This window comes from Streptomyces sp. NBC_00996, assembly GCF_045162675.1.
Taxonomy (GTDB): Bacteria; Actinomycetota; Actinomycetes; order Streptomycetales; family Streptomycetaceae; genus Streptomyces.
In genome coordinates this window covers 7,850,306-7,868,183 of sequence record NZ_CP108723.1, presented here as the reverse complement: position 1 = coordinate 7,868,183, position 17,878 = coordinate 7,850,306, and the positions used below count along the sequence as shown (strand labels likewise).

Annotated in this window: 16 protein-coding genes and 3 pseudogenes; 9 read left to right on the top strand and 10 right to left on the bottom strand. The window is 70.4% G+C overall.

Going from position 1 to position 17,878, the window contains the following annotated elements; translation table 11 throughout:
• Window positions 1–26 precede the first annotated feature (26 nt).
• From OG390_RS36890 to OG390_RS36880, 3 genes and pseudogenes are all read right to left on the bottom strand, one after another.
• Window positions 27–1,771, bottom strand: a pseudogene (locus OG390_RS36890) (GAF domain-containing protein).
• Window positions 1,772–2,117: 346 nt separating this feature from the next.
• Complete coding sequence (locus OG390_RS36885) at window positions 2,118–4,496, bottom strand: glycoside hydrolase family 65 protein (RefSeq protein ID WP_406173954.1); 2,379 nt, start codon at window positions 4,494–4,496, stop codon at window positions 2,118–2,120.
• Between the two features lie 2 nt (window positions 4,497–4,498).
• Window positions 4,499–5,235 (bottom strand): annotated as a pseudogene (locus tag OG390_RS36880) (HAD family hydrolase).
• A 176-nt stretch (window positions 5,236–5,411) separates the two neighbouring features.
• Here OG390_RS36880 and ppk2 point away from each other — a divergent pair.
• Entirely contained in the window at window positions 5,412–6,215 is an 804-nt protein-coding gene (gene ppk2 / locus OG390_RS36875; protein ID WP_406173953.1) for a polyphosphate kinase 2, read from the top strand.
• 5 nt (window positions 6,216–6,220) lie between these two features.
• Here the strand turns inward: ppk2 and OG390_RS36870 are convergent, their stop codons facing one another.
• From OG390_RS36870 to OG390_RS36860, 3 genes and pseudogenes are all read right to left on the bottom strand, one after another.
• A complete protein-coding gene (locus tag OG390_RS36870; RefSeq protein ID WP_406178065.1) occupies window positions 6,221–6,448 on the bottom strand; it encodes a universal stress protein in 228 nt (75 codons plus the stop codon).
• A 30-nt stretch (window positions 6,449–6,478) separates the two neighbouring features.
• The gene (locus tag OG390_RS36865) at window positions 6,479–6,763 is read right to left on the bottom strand and encodes a hypothetical protein (protein WP_406173951.1); all 285 of its coding nucleotides are present in this window, start codon (window positions 6,761–6,763) and stop codon (window positions 6,479–6,481) included.
• Window positions 6,764–6,892: 129 nt separating this feature from the next.
• Window positions 6,893–7,531: pseudogene (locus OG390_RS36860) on the bottom strand (universal stress protein); the annotation flags it as partial.
• 47 nt (window positions 7,532–7,578) lie between these two features.
• On the opposite strand from OG390_RS36860, the gene OG390_RS36855 reads away from it, so the two are divergent.
• Complete coding sequence (locus tag OG390_RS36855) at window positions 7,579–7,746, top strand: BON domain-containing protein (protein WP_406173949.1); 168 nt, start codon at window positions 7,579–7,581, stop codon at window positions 7,744–7,746.
• 157 nt (window positions 7,747–7,903) lie between these two features.
• On the opposite strand, the gene OG390_RS36850 is transcribed toward OG390_RS36855, so the two are convergent.
• Window positions 7,904–8,065, bottom strand: coding sequence for a hypothetical protein (locus OG390_RS36850; RefSeq protein WP_406173947.1), 162 nt, complete (start codon window positions 8,063–8,065; stop codon window positions 7,904–7,906).
• 91 nt (window positions 8,066–8,156) lie between these two features.
• Here OG390_RS36850 and OG390_RS36845 point away from each other — a divergent pair, with 91 nt between their 5' ends.
• From OG390_RS36845 to OG390_RS36820, 6 genes are all read left to right on the top strand, one after another.
• On the top strand, window positions 8,157–9,353 hold the full coding sequence (locus tag OG390_RS36845) for an exo-beta-N-acetylmuramidase NamZ domain-containing protein (protein ID WP_406173945.1): 1,197 nt from the start codon (window positions 8,157–8,159) through the stop codon (window positions 9,351–9,353).
• Window positions 9,354–9,456: 103 nt separating this feature from the next.
• Complete coding sequence (locus tag OG390_RS36840) at window positions 9,457–9,603, top strand: hypothetical protein (protein ID WP_406173943.1); 147 nt, start codon at window positions 9,457–9,459, stop codon at window positions 9,601–9,603.
• The gene (locus OG390_RS36835) at window positions 9,600–10,580 is read left to right on the top strand and encodes a GNAT family N-acetyltransferase (protein WP_406173942.1); all 981 of its coding nucleotides are present in this window, start codon (window positions 9,600–9,602) and stop codon (window positions 10,578–10,580) included. Before OG390_RS36840 ends, OG390_RS36835 begins: the two co-directional genes overlap by 4 nt.
• Window positions 10,577–11,989, top strand: coding sequence for an ABC transporter substrate-binding protein (locus tag OG390_RS36830; RefSeq protein ID WP_406173940.1), 1,413 nt, complete (start codon window positions 10,577–10,579; stop codon window positions 11,987–11,989). The genes OG390_RS36835 and OG390_RS36830 overlap by 4 nt, the downstream gene beginning before the upstream one ends.
• On the top strand, window positions 11,983–12,942 hold the full coding sequence (locus OG390_RS36825) for a carbohydrate ABC transporter permease (RefSeq protein ID WP_406173938.1): 960 nt from the start codon (window positions 11,983–11,985) through the stop codon (window positions 12,940–12,942). Before OG390_RS36830 ends, OG390_RS36825 begins: the two co-directional genes overlap by 7 nt.
• The gene (locus OG390_RS36820) at window positions 12,939–13,808 is read left to right on the top strand and encodes a carbohydrate ABC transporter permease (RefSeq protein ID WP_406173937.1); all 870 of its coding nucleotides are present in this window, start codon (window positions 12,939–12,941) and stop codon (window positions 13,806–13,808) included. The genes OG390_RS36825 and OG390_RS36820 overlap by 4 nt, the downstream gene beginning before the upstream one ends.
• A 164-nt stretch (window positions 13,809–13,972) precedes the next feature.
• Here OG390_RS36820 and OG390_RS36815 read toward each other — a convergent pair whose 3' ends face one another.
• Both OG390_RS36815 and OG390_RS36810 read right to left on the bottom strand, forming a co-directional pair.
• Window positions 13,973–15,163 carry a spermidine/putrescine ABC transporter substrate-binding protein gene (locus OG390_RS36815; RefSeq protein ID WP_406173935.1) on the bottom strand — a complete coding sequence of 397 codons (1,191 nt, stop codon included), beginning with the start codon at window positions 15,161–15,163 and terminating at the stop codon, window positions 13,973–13,975.
• A 101-nt stretch (window positions 15,164–15,264) separates the two neighbouring features.
• Window positions 15,265–15,930: a sensor histidine kinase gene (locus OG390_RS36810; protein ID WP_406173933.1), complete on the bottom strand. Its 666-nt coding sequence runs from the start codon at window positions 15,928–15,930 to the stop codon at window positions 15,265–15,267.
• Between OG390_RS36810 and OG390_RS36805 the strand changes: the two genes are divergently transcribed.
• On the top strand, window positions 15,920–16,345 hold the full coding sequence (locus OG390_RS36805; RefSeq protein WP_406173932.1) for a hypothetical protein: 426 nt from the start codon (window positions 15,920–15,922) through the stop codon (window positions 16,343–16,345). The two genes, OG390_RS36810 and OG390_RS36805, sit on opposite strands and share 11 nt — an antisense overlap.
• A 77-nt stretch (window positions 16,346–16,422) precedes the next feature.
• Here the strand turns inward: OG390_RS36805 and OG390_RS36800 are convergent, their stop codons facing one another.
• Window positions 16,423–17,862: a gamma-aminobutyraldehyde dehydrogenase gene (locus OG390_RS36800; RefSeq protein WP_406173930.1), complete on the bottom strand. Its 1,440-nt coding sequence runs from the start codon at window positions 17,860–17,862 to the stop codon at window positions 16,423–16,425.
• Between the last annotated feature and the right edge of the window lie 16 nt (window positions 17,863–17,878).

Sequence of the window (17,878 nt, the reverse complement as noted above, 5' to 3'; positions counted from 1 at the left end):
GCGGCCGCCGCCGCAGGCTTCGCCGGTCAGCGTCCGGCCGCGGCTCCGTCCGAGCTCACGGGAACGCGCCACACGAGCCGTGTGCCGCCGCCCTCCGGCCGTTCACCGAGCGTCAGCGTGCCTCCGATTGCAACGGCACGCTCCTCCAGGTTCTTCAGACCGCTGCGTCGGACGTCACCGGGCACCCCGCAGCCATCGTCCGTCACGGTGAGCGTCAACTCACCGCCGGTGCACTGGAGTCGGACGTCCACGGCTTGTGCTCCGGAGTGCCGGGCGGCATTGCTCAGCGCCTCGCCCAGTACCGCGACGGCATGATCCGCGACCTCGCCGGGAACGTCGGTCTCGACGAGTCCCTCGATCCGCAGCGCGGGCGGGAACCCGAGCGATGTGGTCGAGGCCTTCACCGCCTCGGACACCCGTCCGCGCAGGCCGCTCCCCTCCCTCGTGCCCGATCCGTGCGGGCGGAGGCCGAAAATCGTGGAACGAATGATCTTGATGGTGTCGTCGAGGTCGTCGACGGTCCGTGCCAGGCGTTCCATGCCCTCGGGATGCTCCATGAAGGGCTGCGCACTCTGCAGGGTCATGCCGGCCGCGAAGAGCCGCTGGATGCAAGGTCGTGCAGGTCGCGGGCGATGCGGTCCCGGTCCTGGAGCAGCGTGATCTGCTCCGCGTCCCGGCGCCGTTCGGCCAGCTCCAGCGCCAGGGCCGCCTGATCGGCGAAGCCGAGCAGCGGCCCGGTGTCCACGTCGCCGAACGGCCTGCCACCCGGCACACGGCCCAGCAGGAGCACACCACGCGCCTTGCCGCTGGTGCCGAGGGGCACCGCGACCACGGGCCCGAGCCCGGCCCACTGGGTTTCACCCTCACCCGTGCGGGCATCGCGCCGTACGTCGGTGCTGACCACCGGCTCCGCCGTGTTCAGCGCGGCCCCCAGGAAACCGTCCGTCGCGGACATCACCAGGCCGCCGAGTTCCTCCGCGCCGAGGCCGACCGCCAGCGCCGGCCGCAGTGCCTCCTCTCCCGGTACCCGCTCAGCGATCACGCCCATGTCCGCGGAGACGATCTTCCGCGCCTCGTCGGCGATGAGTTCGAGCACCTCCGCGCTGGGCGCGCCGGTCAGGAGCATGCTCGTGACCTCCCCGCTGGCCCGCTGCCAGCGTTCGCGGAGCTTGGTCTCCTCGTACAGCCGCGCGTTCTCGATGGCCACTCCGGCGGCCGCTGCCAGCGTCGACAGGACGGACTCGTCCTCCGCGTCGAACTCCGTGTCACTGCGCTTCTCGGTGAGGTAGAGGTTTCCGAACACCTCGTCGCGCACCCGGATCGGCACGCCGAGGAAGGAGTGCATCGGCGGGTGATGGGCCGGAAAGCCGTAGGACGCCGGGTGCTCCGACAGTTCGGGCAGCCGCAGCGGCGCCGGATGGCGGATCAGCTCGCCGAGAATGCCATGGCCGCTCGGTAGATCACCGATCTCCGCCCGCTGTTCGTCACTGATGCCCACCGCCAGGAACTCGGACAGTCGACGGTCGTCGCCGATCACACCCAGCGCTCCGTACTCGGCGTCCACGAGCACGACGGCGGCCTCGACGATGTGCCGCAGCACCTGCGGCAGATCCAGCTCCCGCCCGACCGACAGCACCGCTTCCAGCAGGCTGTGCACCCGGTCCTGCGTGCCGCGCGCCGCGTCGATCCGCGCCTGCAGTTCGTCGAGCAGCTCATCCAGCCGCAGCTTGGGCAAGTACTGCTGGGAAACCTCGGGCCCATCCCCGCTCATCGCTTCCTCCGACCGACTCGGCGGACCAGACAGCTCGGACCAGTTCTCCCACTCTCACCGTACTGTCTGCGGCCCCGCCGACAGCAGCACTGGCCGGGACGGGGATTCACACACCTGGTGGAAGCGATCCTGCGGCGGCCGGAACCGCCGACGCGGGTCACTCCATGCAGCCGCACGGACGCGGGCGTCGAGCCATGGCGATGGTGTTGTCGGCGTGCACGGTGACCGGTGCATGCGGGACAGGAGCAACAGGAGCTGTTCGAGGCCTGCGAGACCACGCTGCGCGCCGTGCCGGCGCACACCGAGTGCCCGGTGGCCGTGGTTCCCCACTGACGAGGGCGCCCGCTCATCGGTCCGGCAGGGTCAGCGTGCAGGACTCGCCGGGAGCGACGGAGACGATACGGTCCGAGAGGGCGATGTCGATGGGATCCAGGTCCGAAGCGGGCACAGTGACCCACAACTGGCCGGAGCTCAGCTGCATTCGTACGCCTCGATGGCCGCGGTAGCGGATCGTGAAGCCGTACTGGGACAGCTCAGGCAAGGGCACGGGGTCGAGCCGCAGCGCGCCGTCACGGGTTTCCAAACCGGTCAGCCCGCGCTGTACGAGGTCGACGGTGCCGGCCATCGCGCCGAGGTGGATGCCCTCGCCCGTGGTGCCGCCCTGGAGATCGGCGATGTCCCCGTCCAGAGCCTCGTGCACATACGCCCACGCCTCGGCGCGCCGGGCCCGGGCCAGTACCCACCCGTGCACCAGGCTGCTCAGCGTGGAGCCGTGGCTGGTGCGGCGCAGGTAGTGGTCGACCGTGCGACGCCAGAGCGTGTCGTCCAGCTCATGTCCGAGCCTGCGGAACAGGCTCCCGAGCTCAGTGGGCGAGAAGAGATAACCCAGCATGAGGACGTCCGCCTGCTTGGACGCCTGGTAGCGGTTGACGGTGTCGCCTTCGGCCTCCAGGATCCGGTCGAGCCGCCGGATGTCGCCGTACCGCGCGCGGTACCCGGCCCAGTCGAGCTCCTCCAGAGCGCCGTATCCCTCGAACTGGCTGATCACCCCGGAGTGGAAGGGCACGTACAGGTTCCTGGACACGTCCTCCCACCTTTCGAGTTCGGCGGAGTCGAGACCGGTGCGTTCGTAGAGGTCACGGCGTGGAAGTTCGGGCAGCTTGTGCAGCGCGTCGAGGGTGCGGGCCAGCACCCAGGCGGCGGTGACATTGGTGTACGCGTTGTCGTCGAGCCCGGGCCGGTCGATGCCGGGGTAGGCGTCGTGGTACTCGTCGGGGCCGACGACGCCGCGGATCCGGTACCTGCCGAGCGTCCCCTCGTATGCCGCGAGGCCGGACCAGAACCGGGCGATCTGCACCAGCATCTCGATGCCCTTGGTGTGCAGGAACTCCGCGTCGCCGCTCGCCTCGCAGTACTGCCACACGTTGTACGCGATCGCCGAGCCGACATGGTGCTGGAGCCGTGAGTGGTCGGGCAGCCAGCGCCCCGAGCGCGGGTTGAGGTGCAGTTGCTGTGTTTCCTCCCGGCCGTCGCTGCCGCTCTGCCACGGGTACATCGCACCGGTGCGTCCGGCGTCGCGGGCCGCGCGGCGGGCCTGCTCCAGCCGGCGGTGCCGGTAGGTGAGCAGGGCACGGGAGACCTCGGGAAAATGCAGGTTCAGATACGGCAGGACGAACAGCTCGTCCCAGAAGACGTGCCCTCGGTAGGCCTCGCCGTGCAGCCCGCGCGCGGGGACGCCGACGTCCAGGTCCGCCGTGTGCGGCGAGAGCGTCTGGAGCAGATGGAAGAGGTGCAGCCGCAGCACCGGGCCTGCGCTGTTCGGCACGTCCAATTCGGCGTTGCGCCAGAGCTGTCGCCAGGCCGTCCGGTGCGAGGTCAGCAGTGTGGTGAAGTCCGCGGCTCGGCCGACCCGGTCGAGGGCGGCGTGCACCGGATCCTTGATCGCCGGGTCGTGGGAGGTGTGCAGGGCGACCGTCTTGTCGACCGTCACCGTCCGGCCGTCGGTCAGGGACAGCCGCAGGAGATGGGCAGCGCGTGCGTTCCGGTGCCCGTCGCGCGTCTCGGCGGGCGTGTCGGTGACGGTACGCGCTGCCAGGCCGAATCCGATGTCGGACGTGCTGGTACGGCAGCCCAGCCAGACCGTGTCCGGCGCCGAGGTCCCGGTCTCGACGTGGGTGAGGTGCTGGGAGGCGAGTGAGCGATAGCGCTCCACTCCGGTATTGGCGACCGCCCCGTCGAGCGCCGACTCGATCTCGATCTCGCCCGACCAGCCCTCCGCCGTCACCTGCGTGCGCAGCAGGGCGAGATGGGGGTCGGCCATGTGGACCAGCCGAACCTGCCCAAGGGCGAGACACCGGCCGACACCGTCCTCGTAGCGCAGTGCACGTGCGAAGGTGCCGGCCCGCAGGTCCAGGGTCTGGCGATGGTCGAGGAGCTTGTGGGTGTCGGGGGAGAGCCAGTTCCCCGAGGCGGTACGGAGACGGAGCGGGAGCCAGTTGGGAAGGTTGACCATGTCCTCGTTCTCGACCTGACGTCCGGCCACCTCCGAGGTGAGCCGGTTGTAGCAGCCCGCCGCGTACGTGCCCGGGTAGTGGACGGCGTCCGCCACGCACTCGGGGGCTGCGCCGCGGGTGGCGAAGTAGCCGTTGCCGAGCGTGCACAGCGATTCGCGCAGCCGTTCCTGCGCGGGGTCGTAGCCCTCGTACTCCCAGGTCCAGTCGCGCATCCTCAGTCCTCCTGTGCGAGTAGCTCCGCAAGGTCGTCGACCACCAGGTCCGCGCCGTGCTTCAGCAGCGCGGCCCGCGTCGCGGGGGTACCGGCCCCGTCCACGCCCACGACGAGCCAAAAGCCCCCGCGTCGCCCGGCCTCGACTCCGGCGAGGGCGTCCTCGACGACGTCCGCACGGTCGGCGGGGACGCCGAGGCGGCGGGTCACCTCCAGGAAGAGGGCGGGGTCGGGCTTGCCGGGCAGTCCCGGCCGGGCCGCCTCTCCGCCGTCCACCATGACATCGAAGAGGCCGCGCGCTACGGCATGTTCGAGGAGTGCACCAGCGTGTCGGGAGGCGGAGGCCGCGGCGAGCGGAATTCCCGGCGGACCGCAGGACGCGCAGCAGCCGGACCGTACCCGGGTAGGCGTCGACGCCCTCGGCTCGCAGTCGCTCCGTGAACAGCCCCTCCTTGAAGGCAGCGACGGCTCGGACCTCGGCGTCCGAGGGCCGCAGCCCCCGGGCGTCGGAAGGCCGCGGCCCCGTCGAGACGTGACGTGCCGTCGACGTACTGCAGGTAGTCGCCCGACGCGTCGAAGGGACGCCGGCCACGCAGGCCGGGAAAGGCGTGGAAGGCCGCCTTCCAGGCGGCGGCGTACACCCGCGCGAAGTCGGTGATGACACCATCGGTGCCGAAGACCACGGCCGCCGTACCCCGCAACGTGCCGGGTACAGCGTTGCCGCGCCGTTCCTTGCTCATCGGTCGTGCGCCACCGGAGCAGATGGGCCGACGGGTGGATCCGGCCCAGGGCAAGGTAGTTGGCGGCCCGCCAGTGGACGTCCAGGGTGCGCGGTTCCGCATCGGTCAGTACGGTGCTGTCCTGGTGTTCGACCTTGGGCATGGTGACTCCGTGGTCATCGGGCGGAGGAGGTGGCATGGCCGACAAGAAGGCGGCGACATTGCCGCGCGCGGCGTACGAGCGGGAGCTGCTGCGTCTGCAGACCGAGCTGGTGAAGCTTCAGGAATGGGTACGAACCGAGGGCGCCCGGCTCGTAGTGGTCTTCGAGGGACGGGACGCGGCGGGCAAGGGCGGCACGATCAAACGCGTCTCGGAACATCTCAACCCGCGGATCGCCCGGACGGCGGCGCTGCCCAAGCCGACCGAGCGCGAGCGCACGCAGTGGTACTTCCAGCGGTACGTCGAGCATCTCCCGGCCGCCGGGGAGATCGTGCTGTTCGACCGCAGCTGGTACAACCGCGCAGGGGTCGAGCATGTGATGGGCTTCTGCACCAAGGAGGAGCACCAGCTCTTTCTGCGCCAGTGCCCGATCTTCGAACGCATGCTGGTCGAGGAGGGCATCCTGCTGCGCAAGTACTGGTTCTCGGTGAGCGACGCGGAGCAGCAGAAGCGGTTCCGGCGACGGCTGAAGGATCCGACGCGGCGCTGGAAGCTCTCTCCGATGGACCTGGAGTCGATCACCCGCTGGGAGGCGTACTCCCGGGCGAAGGACGAGATGCTGGCGCATACCGACATCTCGGAGGCCCCGTGGTTCGTCGTCGAGAGCGACGACAAGCGCCGGGCCCGGCTGAACATGATCGCCCATCTGCTCGGCTCCGTTCCCTACGAGGAGGTGCCGCCGCCGGTTCTGGAGCTTCCGCCACGCCCACCGTCGACCGGCTACGTGCGGCCGTCACGTGATCTGCAGACGTACGTCCCCGATTACGCGGCGGGCCTCTGAGCCCCTCATGCCCGTTCTGGTACGACCGCGACCGCGACCGGGCAGGCGGAGCGTTGCAGGACCGGGTGCGCGACCCGACCGCGCCGGCGTCCGATGTGTCTCTCGCGGCGCGGCGCGCCGACGACCAGCAGGTCGGCGTCGGCCGAGGCGTCCGGCAGGACCCGGCGGGCGGTGCCCTCGGCGTCCCTTCGGTGCAGCTCGACGGCCGGATGCTCGGCTGCGGTAGTGCTCAGCGCCGACTCCAGGCCCGCGACGGCCCGCTGCTAGTGAAAGCGGGCCGGTTCACCCGCGAGCAGACGGTGGTCGGCGCTCTCGTGAGCCGGGTAGCGCCAGGCCCGCACGGCGTCCAGGGCGACCTTGCGGACCTCGGCCTCCTCGAAGGCGAACCGAGCGGCCGCCGCACCGTACGGCTCCTCTTCCACCCCGAGGACCACGCGTTGGTGTGTCCCGGCCCTTGCCTGGTTGTCGTGGTTGCCGCGCAGCACGATCACGCTCGGCTTGACCGGTCGGTCGCCGTGCGCGGCGTGGATGTCGGTGTGGCCCAGCACGGAGGTCTCCACCCGGCCACGGACCTGGCCGGGGCCGGGCTCGGGGTCGGGGCGCTCCTCGATGGGCCAGGGGCCCGCCGAAGGCTCGTACGACTGCTGCCTTCCTGGGGGGATGTGCCTCCTCGGTGATCACTCGTGCGGGACGACGGCGGCGGGGGCGCAGGCGTGGTGCAGTACGGCGTGTGTGACGGGCCCGATGTGCGCACCCACGGGCGAACGGCGGACGCGGCGACCGACGACGACCAGGGAGGCCTCGCGGGAGGCATCCACCAGGTGGTGGGCCGCCTTGCCGGACAGCGAGTCCTCGGCGACGTCCACCGCGGGGTACTTCTGCCGTCACGGCCGCACCGCCTCGCTCACCGCGGCGGCTTCCTTCGCGGCGATGTGAACGTTCATTTCGAGGTCCGGGGGCATGCCGTACGCGATGCAGGGCGGCTCGTTCCAGCCGTGCACAACACGCAGAGACGTACCGCGCAGGAGGGCCGCTTCGAAGGCGAAGCCGATCAATGAGCCGTCGGGGTCCGCGGAGTCGAGTCCCAGCACGACCGGCCGGAAGGGGGCCGAGGCGGACGGGACGCCGGCCGGGTTCACCGTGTGCTCGTCGGCGGCCTGCTCCCCGGCACGTACGAGGACGACGGGGCGCTCGGCGTGTGCCACGACGGCCAGGCCGACGGAGGCGACCATGAAACCGCCCGCTCCGCTCATTCCGCGGGAGCCGAGAACCAGCAACTCGGCGTCCTTCGCGGCGCCCGGCAGCACCTCTGCGGGCCCGACGGGCGCCCAGGACAGCCGGCGGCGAGGAGGAACCGGTACGCGTGCAGGTCGCCGACGGCGTGGTCACCCTGACCGGGCAGTCCGACGACCCCTCGCTCCGGTCGGTGGCCACCCGTCTGGTTCGGGCTGTCGAGGGCGTGGTGGACGTGAAGTGGCAGCTTTCCGGGGACTCCGACACGCAACACGCTGCAAGGGCTCAATCGCGTTGAAGCACCGTGCCGGCCGCACGCCGACGATCCGTCGTCGGCCCGCCGACCTCTCGACGAGGTGGCGGCCGCTTCCGCACGACCTCCCCCTCCAAGCCCGCGGCCACCCCGTCGGACGGCACTTGGCAACGCGCGCGACCTGCGCTGATGCCAAGTAGCTTCAGCCACTCCCGTTGGACCCGTCCGGCTCGACGTGCTCCCCGCCGTTCGAGCCCAGCGTGAAGGGCACCGCCGGCGGCTCCCCCTTGGAGTAGTTCCGGCGCTCTTCTCGCCGCCGCGCCGCTCCGGCCGCCGCGAGCGATCCCGCGGCCGCCTTCGGCATGAACTGTTGGTGAGTAATTGCATAATTCTCGGACATACCAGTAAATTTCCAGCTGCCGCTTCGAGATGTCACCGGCAGACGGGGGCAAAGGATGAGCACGGACGACCGCGTCGCGGTGACGACCGGGATCGCACGACTGCACGCGTCGCCCGGACTCGCCGGGCCCGGCCGGCTCGGGCTGGTGACCAACCACACCGGCGTCCTCCCCGACCTGCGCCCGGCCGCGCCCGCGCTGCTCGACGCAGGAGCGCGGTTGGTCGCCCTGTTCGGTCCCGAGCACGGGCTGCACGGGACCGAGCAGGCCGGCGAGAGCGAGGCCGCTCAGGCGGACTCCACCACCGGCCTGCCGGTCCACGACACATACCGGTGCAGCGGCGAGCGCCTCGACAAACTGCTGCTCGGCAGCGGCGTCGACGCCCTGGTGTTCGACCTGCAGGACATCGGGGCCAGGTTCTACACCTATGTGTGGACCATGTTCGACCTGATGGTCGCGGCGGCCCGTACGGGCGTACGGTTCGTGGTCGCGGACCGGCCGAATCCCCTCGGTGGCCTCGTCAGCGAGGGCCCACTGCTCGACCCGGCGTGGGCCAGCTTCATCGGACGCGCCCCGATACCCGTCCGGCACGGCCTCACCTGCGGCGAACTCGCCCGGCATCTCAATGCCTCGGTCGTTCCCCAAGTGGCCGGCAGTTCTGCAGACTTGACGGTGGTCGAGGCTGTCGGCTGGCAGCGCGCCATGGACGCGAACGCCACCGGCCTGCCGTGGGTCGCGCCCTCGCCGAACATGCCGACGCCCGCCACTGCCACCGTCTACCCCGGCACCTGTCTGTTCGAGGGGACGAATCTCTCGGAGGGCCGTGGTACGACGCAGCCCTTCGAGATCGTCGGGGCCCCGTACATCGACGCGCGGTTCGCGCCCTCACTCGCCGAACTCGCCCTGCCCGGAGTGCACTTCCGTGATCTGCGGTACGTACCGACCTTCCACAAACACGCCGGACGGCCGCTGCGCGGGGTCCAGCTCCACATCACCGACCGCGAGGTGTTCGCCCCCGTACGTACCGCCGTCGCGATGCTCTCCACGCTACGGCGGCTGTACCCGGACGACTTCGCCTGGCTCACCGCGGACGGCGGCGCGGAGCGGACCGGCCACCGTCACTTCATCGACCTGCTGTGGGGGTCCGACCGGTTGCGGCGCGCCGTCGACGCGGACGACGACCCGCTGCCGCTGTGCGATCCGCCGGCGTCGCCCGCCCGGTGGGCCGGCGACGACGTGCTGCTCTACCCCTGAGATCTTCTGCCCCGACGCCGCGCACAGCGCCTCCGCCTACGCCTACGCCGCGGACGCCGTCCGCACCACGGTGTTACGCGAAGGGGGACTGCGCTCGGGCGAGATGGCCGGTCGCATCGCCCGACTCGCCCTCGTCGACTGCGTCCTGACCGCCGTGGCGCAGCGCACCCCGCACCAGACCGAGGCAGCGCTGCGGGCGACGTTCGACGCCGTCCGCGGCCTGCGGATGGAAGGACAACCCCGTCGATGACCGATCGCACGACGAAATCCCGGGCCGAGACGCGTGGCTTTCGCGCGGGCGACGGCCCACGGTTGGTGGAGGCGTGGCGCCGTAGTGCGCCGGCCGACTCCATCACCCCCGACCGCTTCCGCTCCCTGGTCCTGCTCGACGCCAACTTCGATCCCGAGGGGCTTCGGGTCGCCGTCGACGGCGACCGTGTCGTCGGCGCCGCCTACGCGGTACGCCGTCTGACGCCGATGACCGGCACCGACCTGGAGCCGGAGCAGGGCTGGATCCCGTTCTTCTTCGTCGACCCGGCCGCCCGCGGGCGCGGCCTCGGCCGCCGGCTGCTGACCGAGGCCCTCGACTGGCTGCACAGCCACGGCCGCACCCGGGTGGACTTCTCCTCGTACACCCCGAACTACGTCCTCCCCGGCCTGGACGCCGAGGCGTACCCGGTAGCGGCCGGGCTCCTGGAGTCCCTGGGCTTTCGCACCCTGTACGAGGCGGCGGCGATGGACCGCGGCCTGGTCGGCTATCGCATCCCGGAGGAGGTCGCGCGCCGCTCGGCCGAACTGACGGCGCGGGGCTACCGGTTCGCCACCCCGCGCGACGACGACCTGGTGGACCTGTTCGCGCTCGCCGGGAACCACTTCGGCCCGGACTGGGCGTGCACGATCCGGGAGTGTCTGGCCGCGGGCACGCCGCTCGACCGGATCGTCGTGGCCCGGGACCCTTCGGGCCGCCTGGTCGGCTGGGCGATGCACGGTGCGTTCGATTCGGTGGACGAGCGGTTCGGTCCGTTCGGCGTACTGGAGGAGATGCGCGGCACCGGACTCGGCCATGTCCTGCTCCACCTGGTCCTGGAGCGGATGCGGGCGCGCCGTGCGCACTCCGCGTGGTTCCTGTGGACCAGCGAGCAGTCCTCGGCGGGCCACCTGTACCGCAAGACCGGTTTCACCACGACCCGGGTGTTCCGCGTGATGCGCCGGGAGGCCACCCGATGACGCCGTCACGCCGCATGAGTGGTCTGAGCCCCGGTCAGCCATCCTGCCGCACCGGCGACCTGAGCCCCGGTCAGCCACCGGGCCGCACGGTCGGCCTGAGCCGCCGTCACTTCGCGCTCGGGCTCCCCTCGGCGCTGCTCGCCTCCGGCTGCGCCGCGCCGCACCAGGGCACCGGGCGGCCCGGGGATCCGATCGTCCTCACCCTGCTCTCCCACTACGCGAGCGGGGAGCTCAAGGAGGCCCTGCAGGGCCCGGTCGACGAGTGGAACGCCCTGCACGACCGGGTCAAGGTACGGACGACGGCCGTCGAGTTCACGGACCTGCTGACCACCTTCATGGTCCGGCAGGCCGCGGGCCAGGGCGCCGACATCATCCACCCGTACTGCCTGTGGAACGGCCAGCTCGTCCGGGCCGGCGTCCTGCGGCCCGCTCCGTCCGAGCACGCCGAGGAGATCACCCGCGGCTTCGGCGGGGCCGCGGTCGGCGCCTCGACGGTGGGGGGCAAGGTCTACGGCTACCCCACCGAGGTGCAGACGTACGCCCTCTACTACAACAAGCGACTGTTGCGCGAGGCAGGCATCGACGGCCCTCCGCGCACCTGGCGGGAGCTGGAGGAGACGGCCTACCGCACCGCCAAGCGGGACCGGTACGGCAACACGCTGGTCCAGGGATTCGGGCTGTCGACCTACGACGACTCCACCACCGTCGGCCAGACGCTCGCCCTGCTCAACGCCGCCGGTGGAAGGTTCGTCTCCGCGGACGGCAGGAGCACCGCCATCGACTCGCCGGCCGGCCGGGCCGTGTTCGACCTGGAACACCGCCTCGTCTTCAAAGGCGCGAGCGCGCCCGGCGTCAACGTCTACAAGGCGTTCCAGTCCGGGCAGGTGGCCATGGTGGTCAGCGCCGGCTGGTGGACCGGGAGCCTGAAGGCCGAGATGGGCAAGGACTACCGCGATGTCGGCGTCGTGCCGCTGCCCGTCCCCGAGACGCAGGACGAGCGCGCCACGCTCTCCACCGGCTTCATGCTGGGGGTCAACACGGCCAGTGAGCACCCCCGCGAGGCCTGGGAGTTCCTGCGCTGGCTCAACACCGAGAAGGTGGGCGTGAAGAGCGCCAAGAAGGGCGCGACGGCGACCCGGATGAGCTCCCTGCAGGCGTCGGTCGGCTCCCTGACCGGCCGCGCCGACGACATGCGGACGCTGCTCGGCCAGGGCAGTGATCCGAACCTGCGCCCGTTCCTGGACGCGCTGGCGTACGCGGTGCCGGAGCCCAATGTGCCGGGCGCGCAGCAGGCCAAGTCGCTGCTGCGCAAGAACATCGAGGCGTTGTGGACCGGTCAGCAGTCGGTCGACGAGGCACTGCGCACCACCCGTCGTCAGGTCGATCAGGAGGTGTCGCGCTCATGGTGAACGTCCTGGCGCCGGAGACGACCGAGCGGGCGCACAGCCCGCGGTCGGCCGCGCCCGCCGTCGACGGCCGCGTCCGGACCCGGCGCCGCCAGGCCGTCGTCGCCTATCTTTTCCTGGCGCCGACGCTGCTGTTCTTCGCGGTCTTCCTGATCCTGCCGCTCGGCTTCGCGCTGCTGCTGTCGATGTCCCGCTGGGCGGGGTTCGACCTCAGCGACATCGATCCGGTCGGCCTGGAGAACTTCACCGGCCTCTTCGCTGACGGATCGACGTTCCTGGCGCCGATCCTCACCAATACGCTGCTGTTCGCCCTGGGCACCGTGGCCCTCGCCCTCGCCGGCTCCGTGGTGGTCGCCACCTGCATCGACAACCTGCGGTTCCAGGGGCTGTGGCGCACCCTGTACTTCCTGCCGATCGTCACGACCGTCGTCGCCGTCGGCAACGTATGGAAGTACATGTACGAGCCGGGCGGCCTGGTCAACGGCGTCCTCAACGCCCTCGGGCTCGGCTCGGTGGCGTTTCTCCAGGACCCGGACACCGCGCTGCCCTCGGTCGTGGTCGTACAGGCCTGGGCCTCGGTCGGCTCGGCGATCCTCATCCTGACCGCCGGGCTGAAGTCCATTCCCGAGTCGTACCACGAGGCCGCCGCGCTCGACGGCGCCGGGCCCGTCACCGTCTTCTGGAAGATCACACTGCCGCTGCTGCGACCGTCCCTGCTGTTCGTGTGCATCACCCAGTTCCTCACCGGCCTGCAGTCGTTCGCACTGATCACCGTGATGACCAAGGGCGGGCCGGGTGACGCGACAGATGTGGCCGCGCTGGAGATGTACCGGCAGGCCTTCTCGTACGGCGACTGGGGCACTGCGAGCGCCGCCGCCTTCGTGCTGTTCGTGGTGGTCCTCGCGGTCACCCTGGTGCAATTGTGGATCTTCCGGAGCAAAGGGGAGGACGCATGATCCGCCGCCGTTTCCCGTGGTTCTCGTACCTGCTGGTCGTGACCGGCGCCGTGCTCACGGTGGTGCCGTTCCTCGACATGGTGATGACGTCCTTCAAGGGGCCCGGCGAGTCCGGCACGCTGCCGTACCGGTTCCTGCCCAAGGCGTTCGACCTGTCCAACTACCGGGCGGCCATCGACCAGCTCGATCTGCCGGTGCTCTTCCGCAACAGCGTCACCGCCACCGCCCTGATCACCGGATCGGTGCTGCTCACGTCGTCACTCGCCGGCTATGCGCTCGCCAAACTCCGCTTCCCCGGCCGGAACTTCATCTTCCGCCTCGTGCTGTCGACAATGATGTTCCCCCCGTTCCTCTTCTTCATCCCGCACTTCCTGATCCTCGTGCACTGGCCGCTGGCGGGCGGCAACGACCTGTTCGGGCGCGGCGGCGCGGGCCTGACCGTCAGCATCGCGGCGCTCGCCATGCCGTTCCTCGTCAACGGCTTCGGGATCTTCCTGATGCGCCAGTTCATGGTCTCGATCCCGGACGAGGTCCTCGAGGCCGCGCGCATCGACGGGGCCGGTGAGTTCGCCGTGTGGTGGCGGATCGTGGTGCCGCAGACCAAGCCGGTGCTGGTGACGCTCGGGCTGCTGACCTTCGTCGACGCCTGGAACGAGTACATCTGGGCGCTGCTCGTCTCGACCGCCGACCCGGACGTGATGACCCTGCCCGTCGGCATCCAACTCCTGCAGGACTACGTCGACCCGACCCGCACGATGCCCATCGTCATGGCGGGCCTCGTCCTGAGCATCCTGCCGGTCCTGATCCTCTTCCTGCTGCTGCAGAAGCACTACATCCGCGGCGTCATGCTCAGCGGCCTCAAGTAAGAGCGAATCCGTGACTGGCGCGAAGACGAGGACGATCCTCGCCCTCGGTGACCACATCGGCGGCATGGACCTCACCGCAGGCCCCCTGCCGGCCGAGCACATCTCCGGCTGGACATCCTGAGTGCCGACCAGAAGTCCTCGTCACACACATCACGACAGGACTGTCAGAGCCCCGCGATCGCGTTCCAGCGCTTCGCGAACTCCGTGCGTTCGCCGGACGTGATGTCGCGGGCGATCGCGAGGCGCTTCCGCATGGTGGCGTCGGGGAAGATCAGCGGGTCCTCGGCGAGGGCGGCGGTGTCCTTGTCCTTGGAGGAGGCGAGGACGTCCTGCGCCGCGGGGACGGGGCAGACGTAGTTGACCCAGGCGGCCAACTCGGCGGCGACCTCCGGCTCGTAGTAGTAGTCGATGAGCTTCTCCGCGTTGGCCTTGTGACGGGCCAGGTTGGGAATCATCAGCGACTCGGCCCACAGCTCGGCGCCCTCCTCGGGGACGACGAAGCGGATGTCGGGGTCGTCGGCCTGGAGCTGGATCACGTCGCCGGAGTACGCCTGGCAGGCCAGGACATCGCCACTGGAGAGGTCCTTGATGTAGTCGTTGCCGGTGAAGCGCCGGACTTGGCCGCTGTGGACGTGCTTCTCGACCTGGTCGCAGACCTGGTGGAAGTCGTCCGCCGTCCACTTGGTGATGTCGACGCCGTTGCCCTGCATCAGCAACGCGAACGCCTCGTCCAGGCCGGAGAGAAGGGTGACCCTGCCCTTGAGGTCGTCGGCCCACAGGTCGGACACGTGCTTGATCTCGCGGCCGACCTTGCGGCGGTTGTACGCGATACCGGTGATGCCCGACTGCCACGGCACGGAGGATTTGCGTCCCGGGTCGAAAGCGGGCGAACGCAGCAGCGGGTCAAGGTACTTGGTGACGTTCGGCTGCTTCGCCCGGTCCATCTCCTGGACCCAGCCGAGACGGACGAAGCGGGCACACATCCAGTCGCTGATGACGATCAGATCGCGACCCGTCCGCTGGTGGTTCATCAGGGACGGGCTGATCTTCCCGAAGAACTCGTCGTTGTCGTTGATCTCCTCGACGTAGTCGACGGAGATCCCGGTGCGCTTCTCGAAGGCCCCCAGGGTGGGCCGCTTCGTGGTGTCGTTGTCGTCGGTGTCGATGTACAACGGCCAGTTCGCCCATGTCAGCCGCTTGTCACGGGCGGAGAGGTCGGCCCCGGCCCGGTCGCCGGGTGACACATAGGCGGCGGGCACCCCGCATCCGGCCAGGGCGCCGAGCGCGGCACCACCGCCGAGGGCGCGCAGCAGGGACCGGCGGGACAGGGGCGAGAACTTCCGAATCACTGGCACCCGGGCAGCATGCCGCCACCGCCCGTGGCCGGACAATGGACGCTGCGTCGAGCGGTCGTCCCCCGGCCCGACACCCTGTCGATCAGTCGGCAGAGGTCCGATCAGGTCGTACGGCGCCCCCTGGCGACCGGTGGCGCATGAGTCGGCGCGTACCTCGGGAGCGTGACCCTCACACTCAGCCCGCCCTCCGCGAGGGGCCACGCCTCGACCCTGCCGCGGTGGGCGACGGTGACGGCCGCCACGATGGACAGGCCCAGGCCCAGGCCGTCGCGCCCACGGACCCGTTCGGCGCCGAGGCGGCGGAACGGCTGGAAGAGTCCGGTCACCTGGTCGGGCGGGATCACCGGACCGGTGTTGGCGATCCGGAGGACGGGCTGTCCGCCTTCCACCCCGGTCCACGGGCGGACCCAACTCTCCTCGGCCTCGGGACGGTTGTGCCGTACGGCGTTGTCCGTCAGGTTGACCACGAGCCGCTCGATCAGCTGCGGATCCCCGAGTACGGGCGCGGAGTTGAGGTCGGCCTGGACCAGTCGCCCGCCCCGCGTTCTCCGGCCGGCCCTGCGGCAATCGCTCGCGGACGATCTCCGCCAGGTCCAGGAACTCCCGCCGCTCAACGCCCTGTTGGCTGCGCCTCCGGCCACCCGGCCACGACGGCTCGCCCTGGCCGTCGCCATGATCTCGGCAGTCACGCTCGGCACGGTCAGCGCGTCGGCGGCCACGGCGTCCGGCCCGTCAACGGTGACGTGCGCGGCGCCCGTGTCGTCCAAGCGCCCTGAGCCTTCGAAGGGAACAGCACTGGCGATCGCGTACAGGCCGACCAAGCACGCCCCGGGCGATGTGAACACCGCGAACGACAAGTTCGCCGCCTGTATGCGCGACCGGGACCAGGAGCACTTCCCGGACTTCCACGCGTCGAAGGACGAGGACGGGCACGTACGCCTGGACGTGAAGGTCACCTGCAAGGACTTCGACCCGCCGACGGATGCCTACCAGGACGCCCTGGACGCATGCGCGCCGATCCTGGAGAAGGCGGGCATCACCTTCCCGGCGACGCCCGACCTGCCGCCGCTGCCCGAGCCGCGCAAGGGACCGCGCCCTGGCACGTCACTGCCCGTCCGGCCCGGAAAGCCCGTCGGGAAACCGGACCTTCCGTCGCTCACCGGCGTCATCGAGAACGCCTGACCACCACGGGGGGGGAACACCGCGGCCCCGGACGGGATCACCTCCCGTCCGGGGCCGCGCGGTTCACGTCGTGCGGACTACGAGTCCAGCGACGTCATCACGTGCTTGATGCGCGTGTAGTCGTCGAAGCCGTACGCCGACAGGTCCTTGCCGTAGCCGGACTTCTTGAAGCCGCCGTGCGGCATCTCGGCGACCAGCGGGATGTGGGTGTTGATCCACACGCAGCCGAAGTCGAGCGACTTCGACAGGCGCATCGCGCGGCCGTGGTCCTTGGTCCACACCGAGGAGGCGAGGGCGTAGTCGACGCCGTTGGCCCACTCGATGGCCTGGGCCTCGTCCGAGAAGGACTGGACGGTGATGACCGGGCCGAAGACCTCGTTCTGGATGATCTCGTCGTCCTGCTTGAGGCCCGAGACGACGGTCGGGGCGTAGAAGTAGCCCTTCTCGCCGACCTGGTGGCCACCGGCCTCGACCTTGGCGTGGGCGGGCAGCCGCTCGATGAAGCCGGTGACCTGCTTGAGCTGGTTCGGGTTGTTGAGGGGCCCATAAAGGACATCCTCGTCGTCCGGCCGGCCCGTCTTCGTCTCGGCGGCGGCCTTGGCGAGCGCGGCGACGAACTCGTCGTGGATGGACTCCTGGACGAGGACGCGGGTGGCGGCCGTACAGTCCTGGCCGGCGTTGAAGAAGCCCGCCACCGAGATGTCCTCGACGGCCTTGGCGATGTCGGTGTCCTCGAAGACGACGACCGGGGCCTTGCCGCCCAGCTCCAGGTGGACGCGCTTGACGTCCTTGGCGGCGCTCTCGGCGACCGACATACCGGCGCGCACGGAGCCGGTGATCGACGCCATCGCCGGGGTCGGGTGCTCGACCATGGCGCGGCCGGTGTCGCGGTCACCGCAGATGACGTTGAAGACGCCCTTGGGGAGGATGCCGCCGATGATGTCGGCGATCAGGACGGTGGAGGCGGGGGTCGTGTCCGAGGGCTTGAGGACGACCGTGTTGCCCGCCGCGAGCGCGGGGGCGAACTTCCATACGGCCATCATCATCGGGTAGTTCCACGGCGCGACCTGGGCGCAGACGCCGATCGGCTCGCGGCGGATGATCGAGGTCATGCCCTCCATGTACTCGCCGGCCGAGCGGCCCTCGAGCATGCGCGCGGCGCCCGCGAAGAAACGGATCTGGTCCACCATCGGCGGGATTTCCTCGGAGCGGGTCAGCCCGATCGGCTTGCCGGTGTTCTCCACCTCGGCCGCGATGAGCTCCTCGGCCCGCTCCTCGAACGCGTCCGCAATCTTCAGGAGGGCCTTCTGGCGCTCGGCCGGGGTCTGGTCGCGCCAGGCCGGGAAGGCCGCGGCGGCGGCCGCCATCGCGGCGTCGACGTCCGCCTGTCCGGAGAGCGGCGCGGTCGCGTACGCCTCGCCGGTCGCGGGGTTGACCACATCCGTGGTCCGTCCATCGGCGGCATCGCGGAACTCTCCGTCGATGTAATTGCGCAGACGACGCAGCTCGGTGCTCACTGCCCGGCCCTCCTGT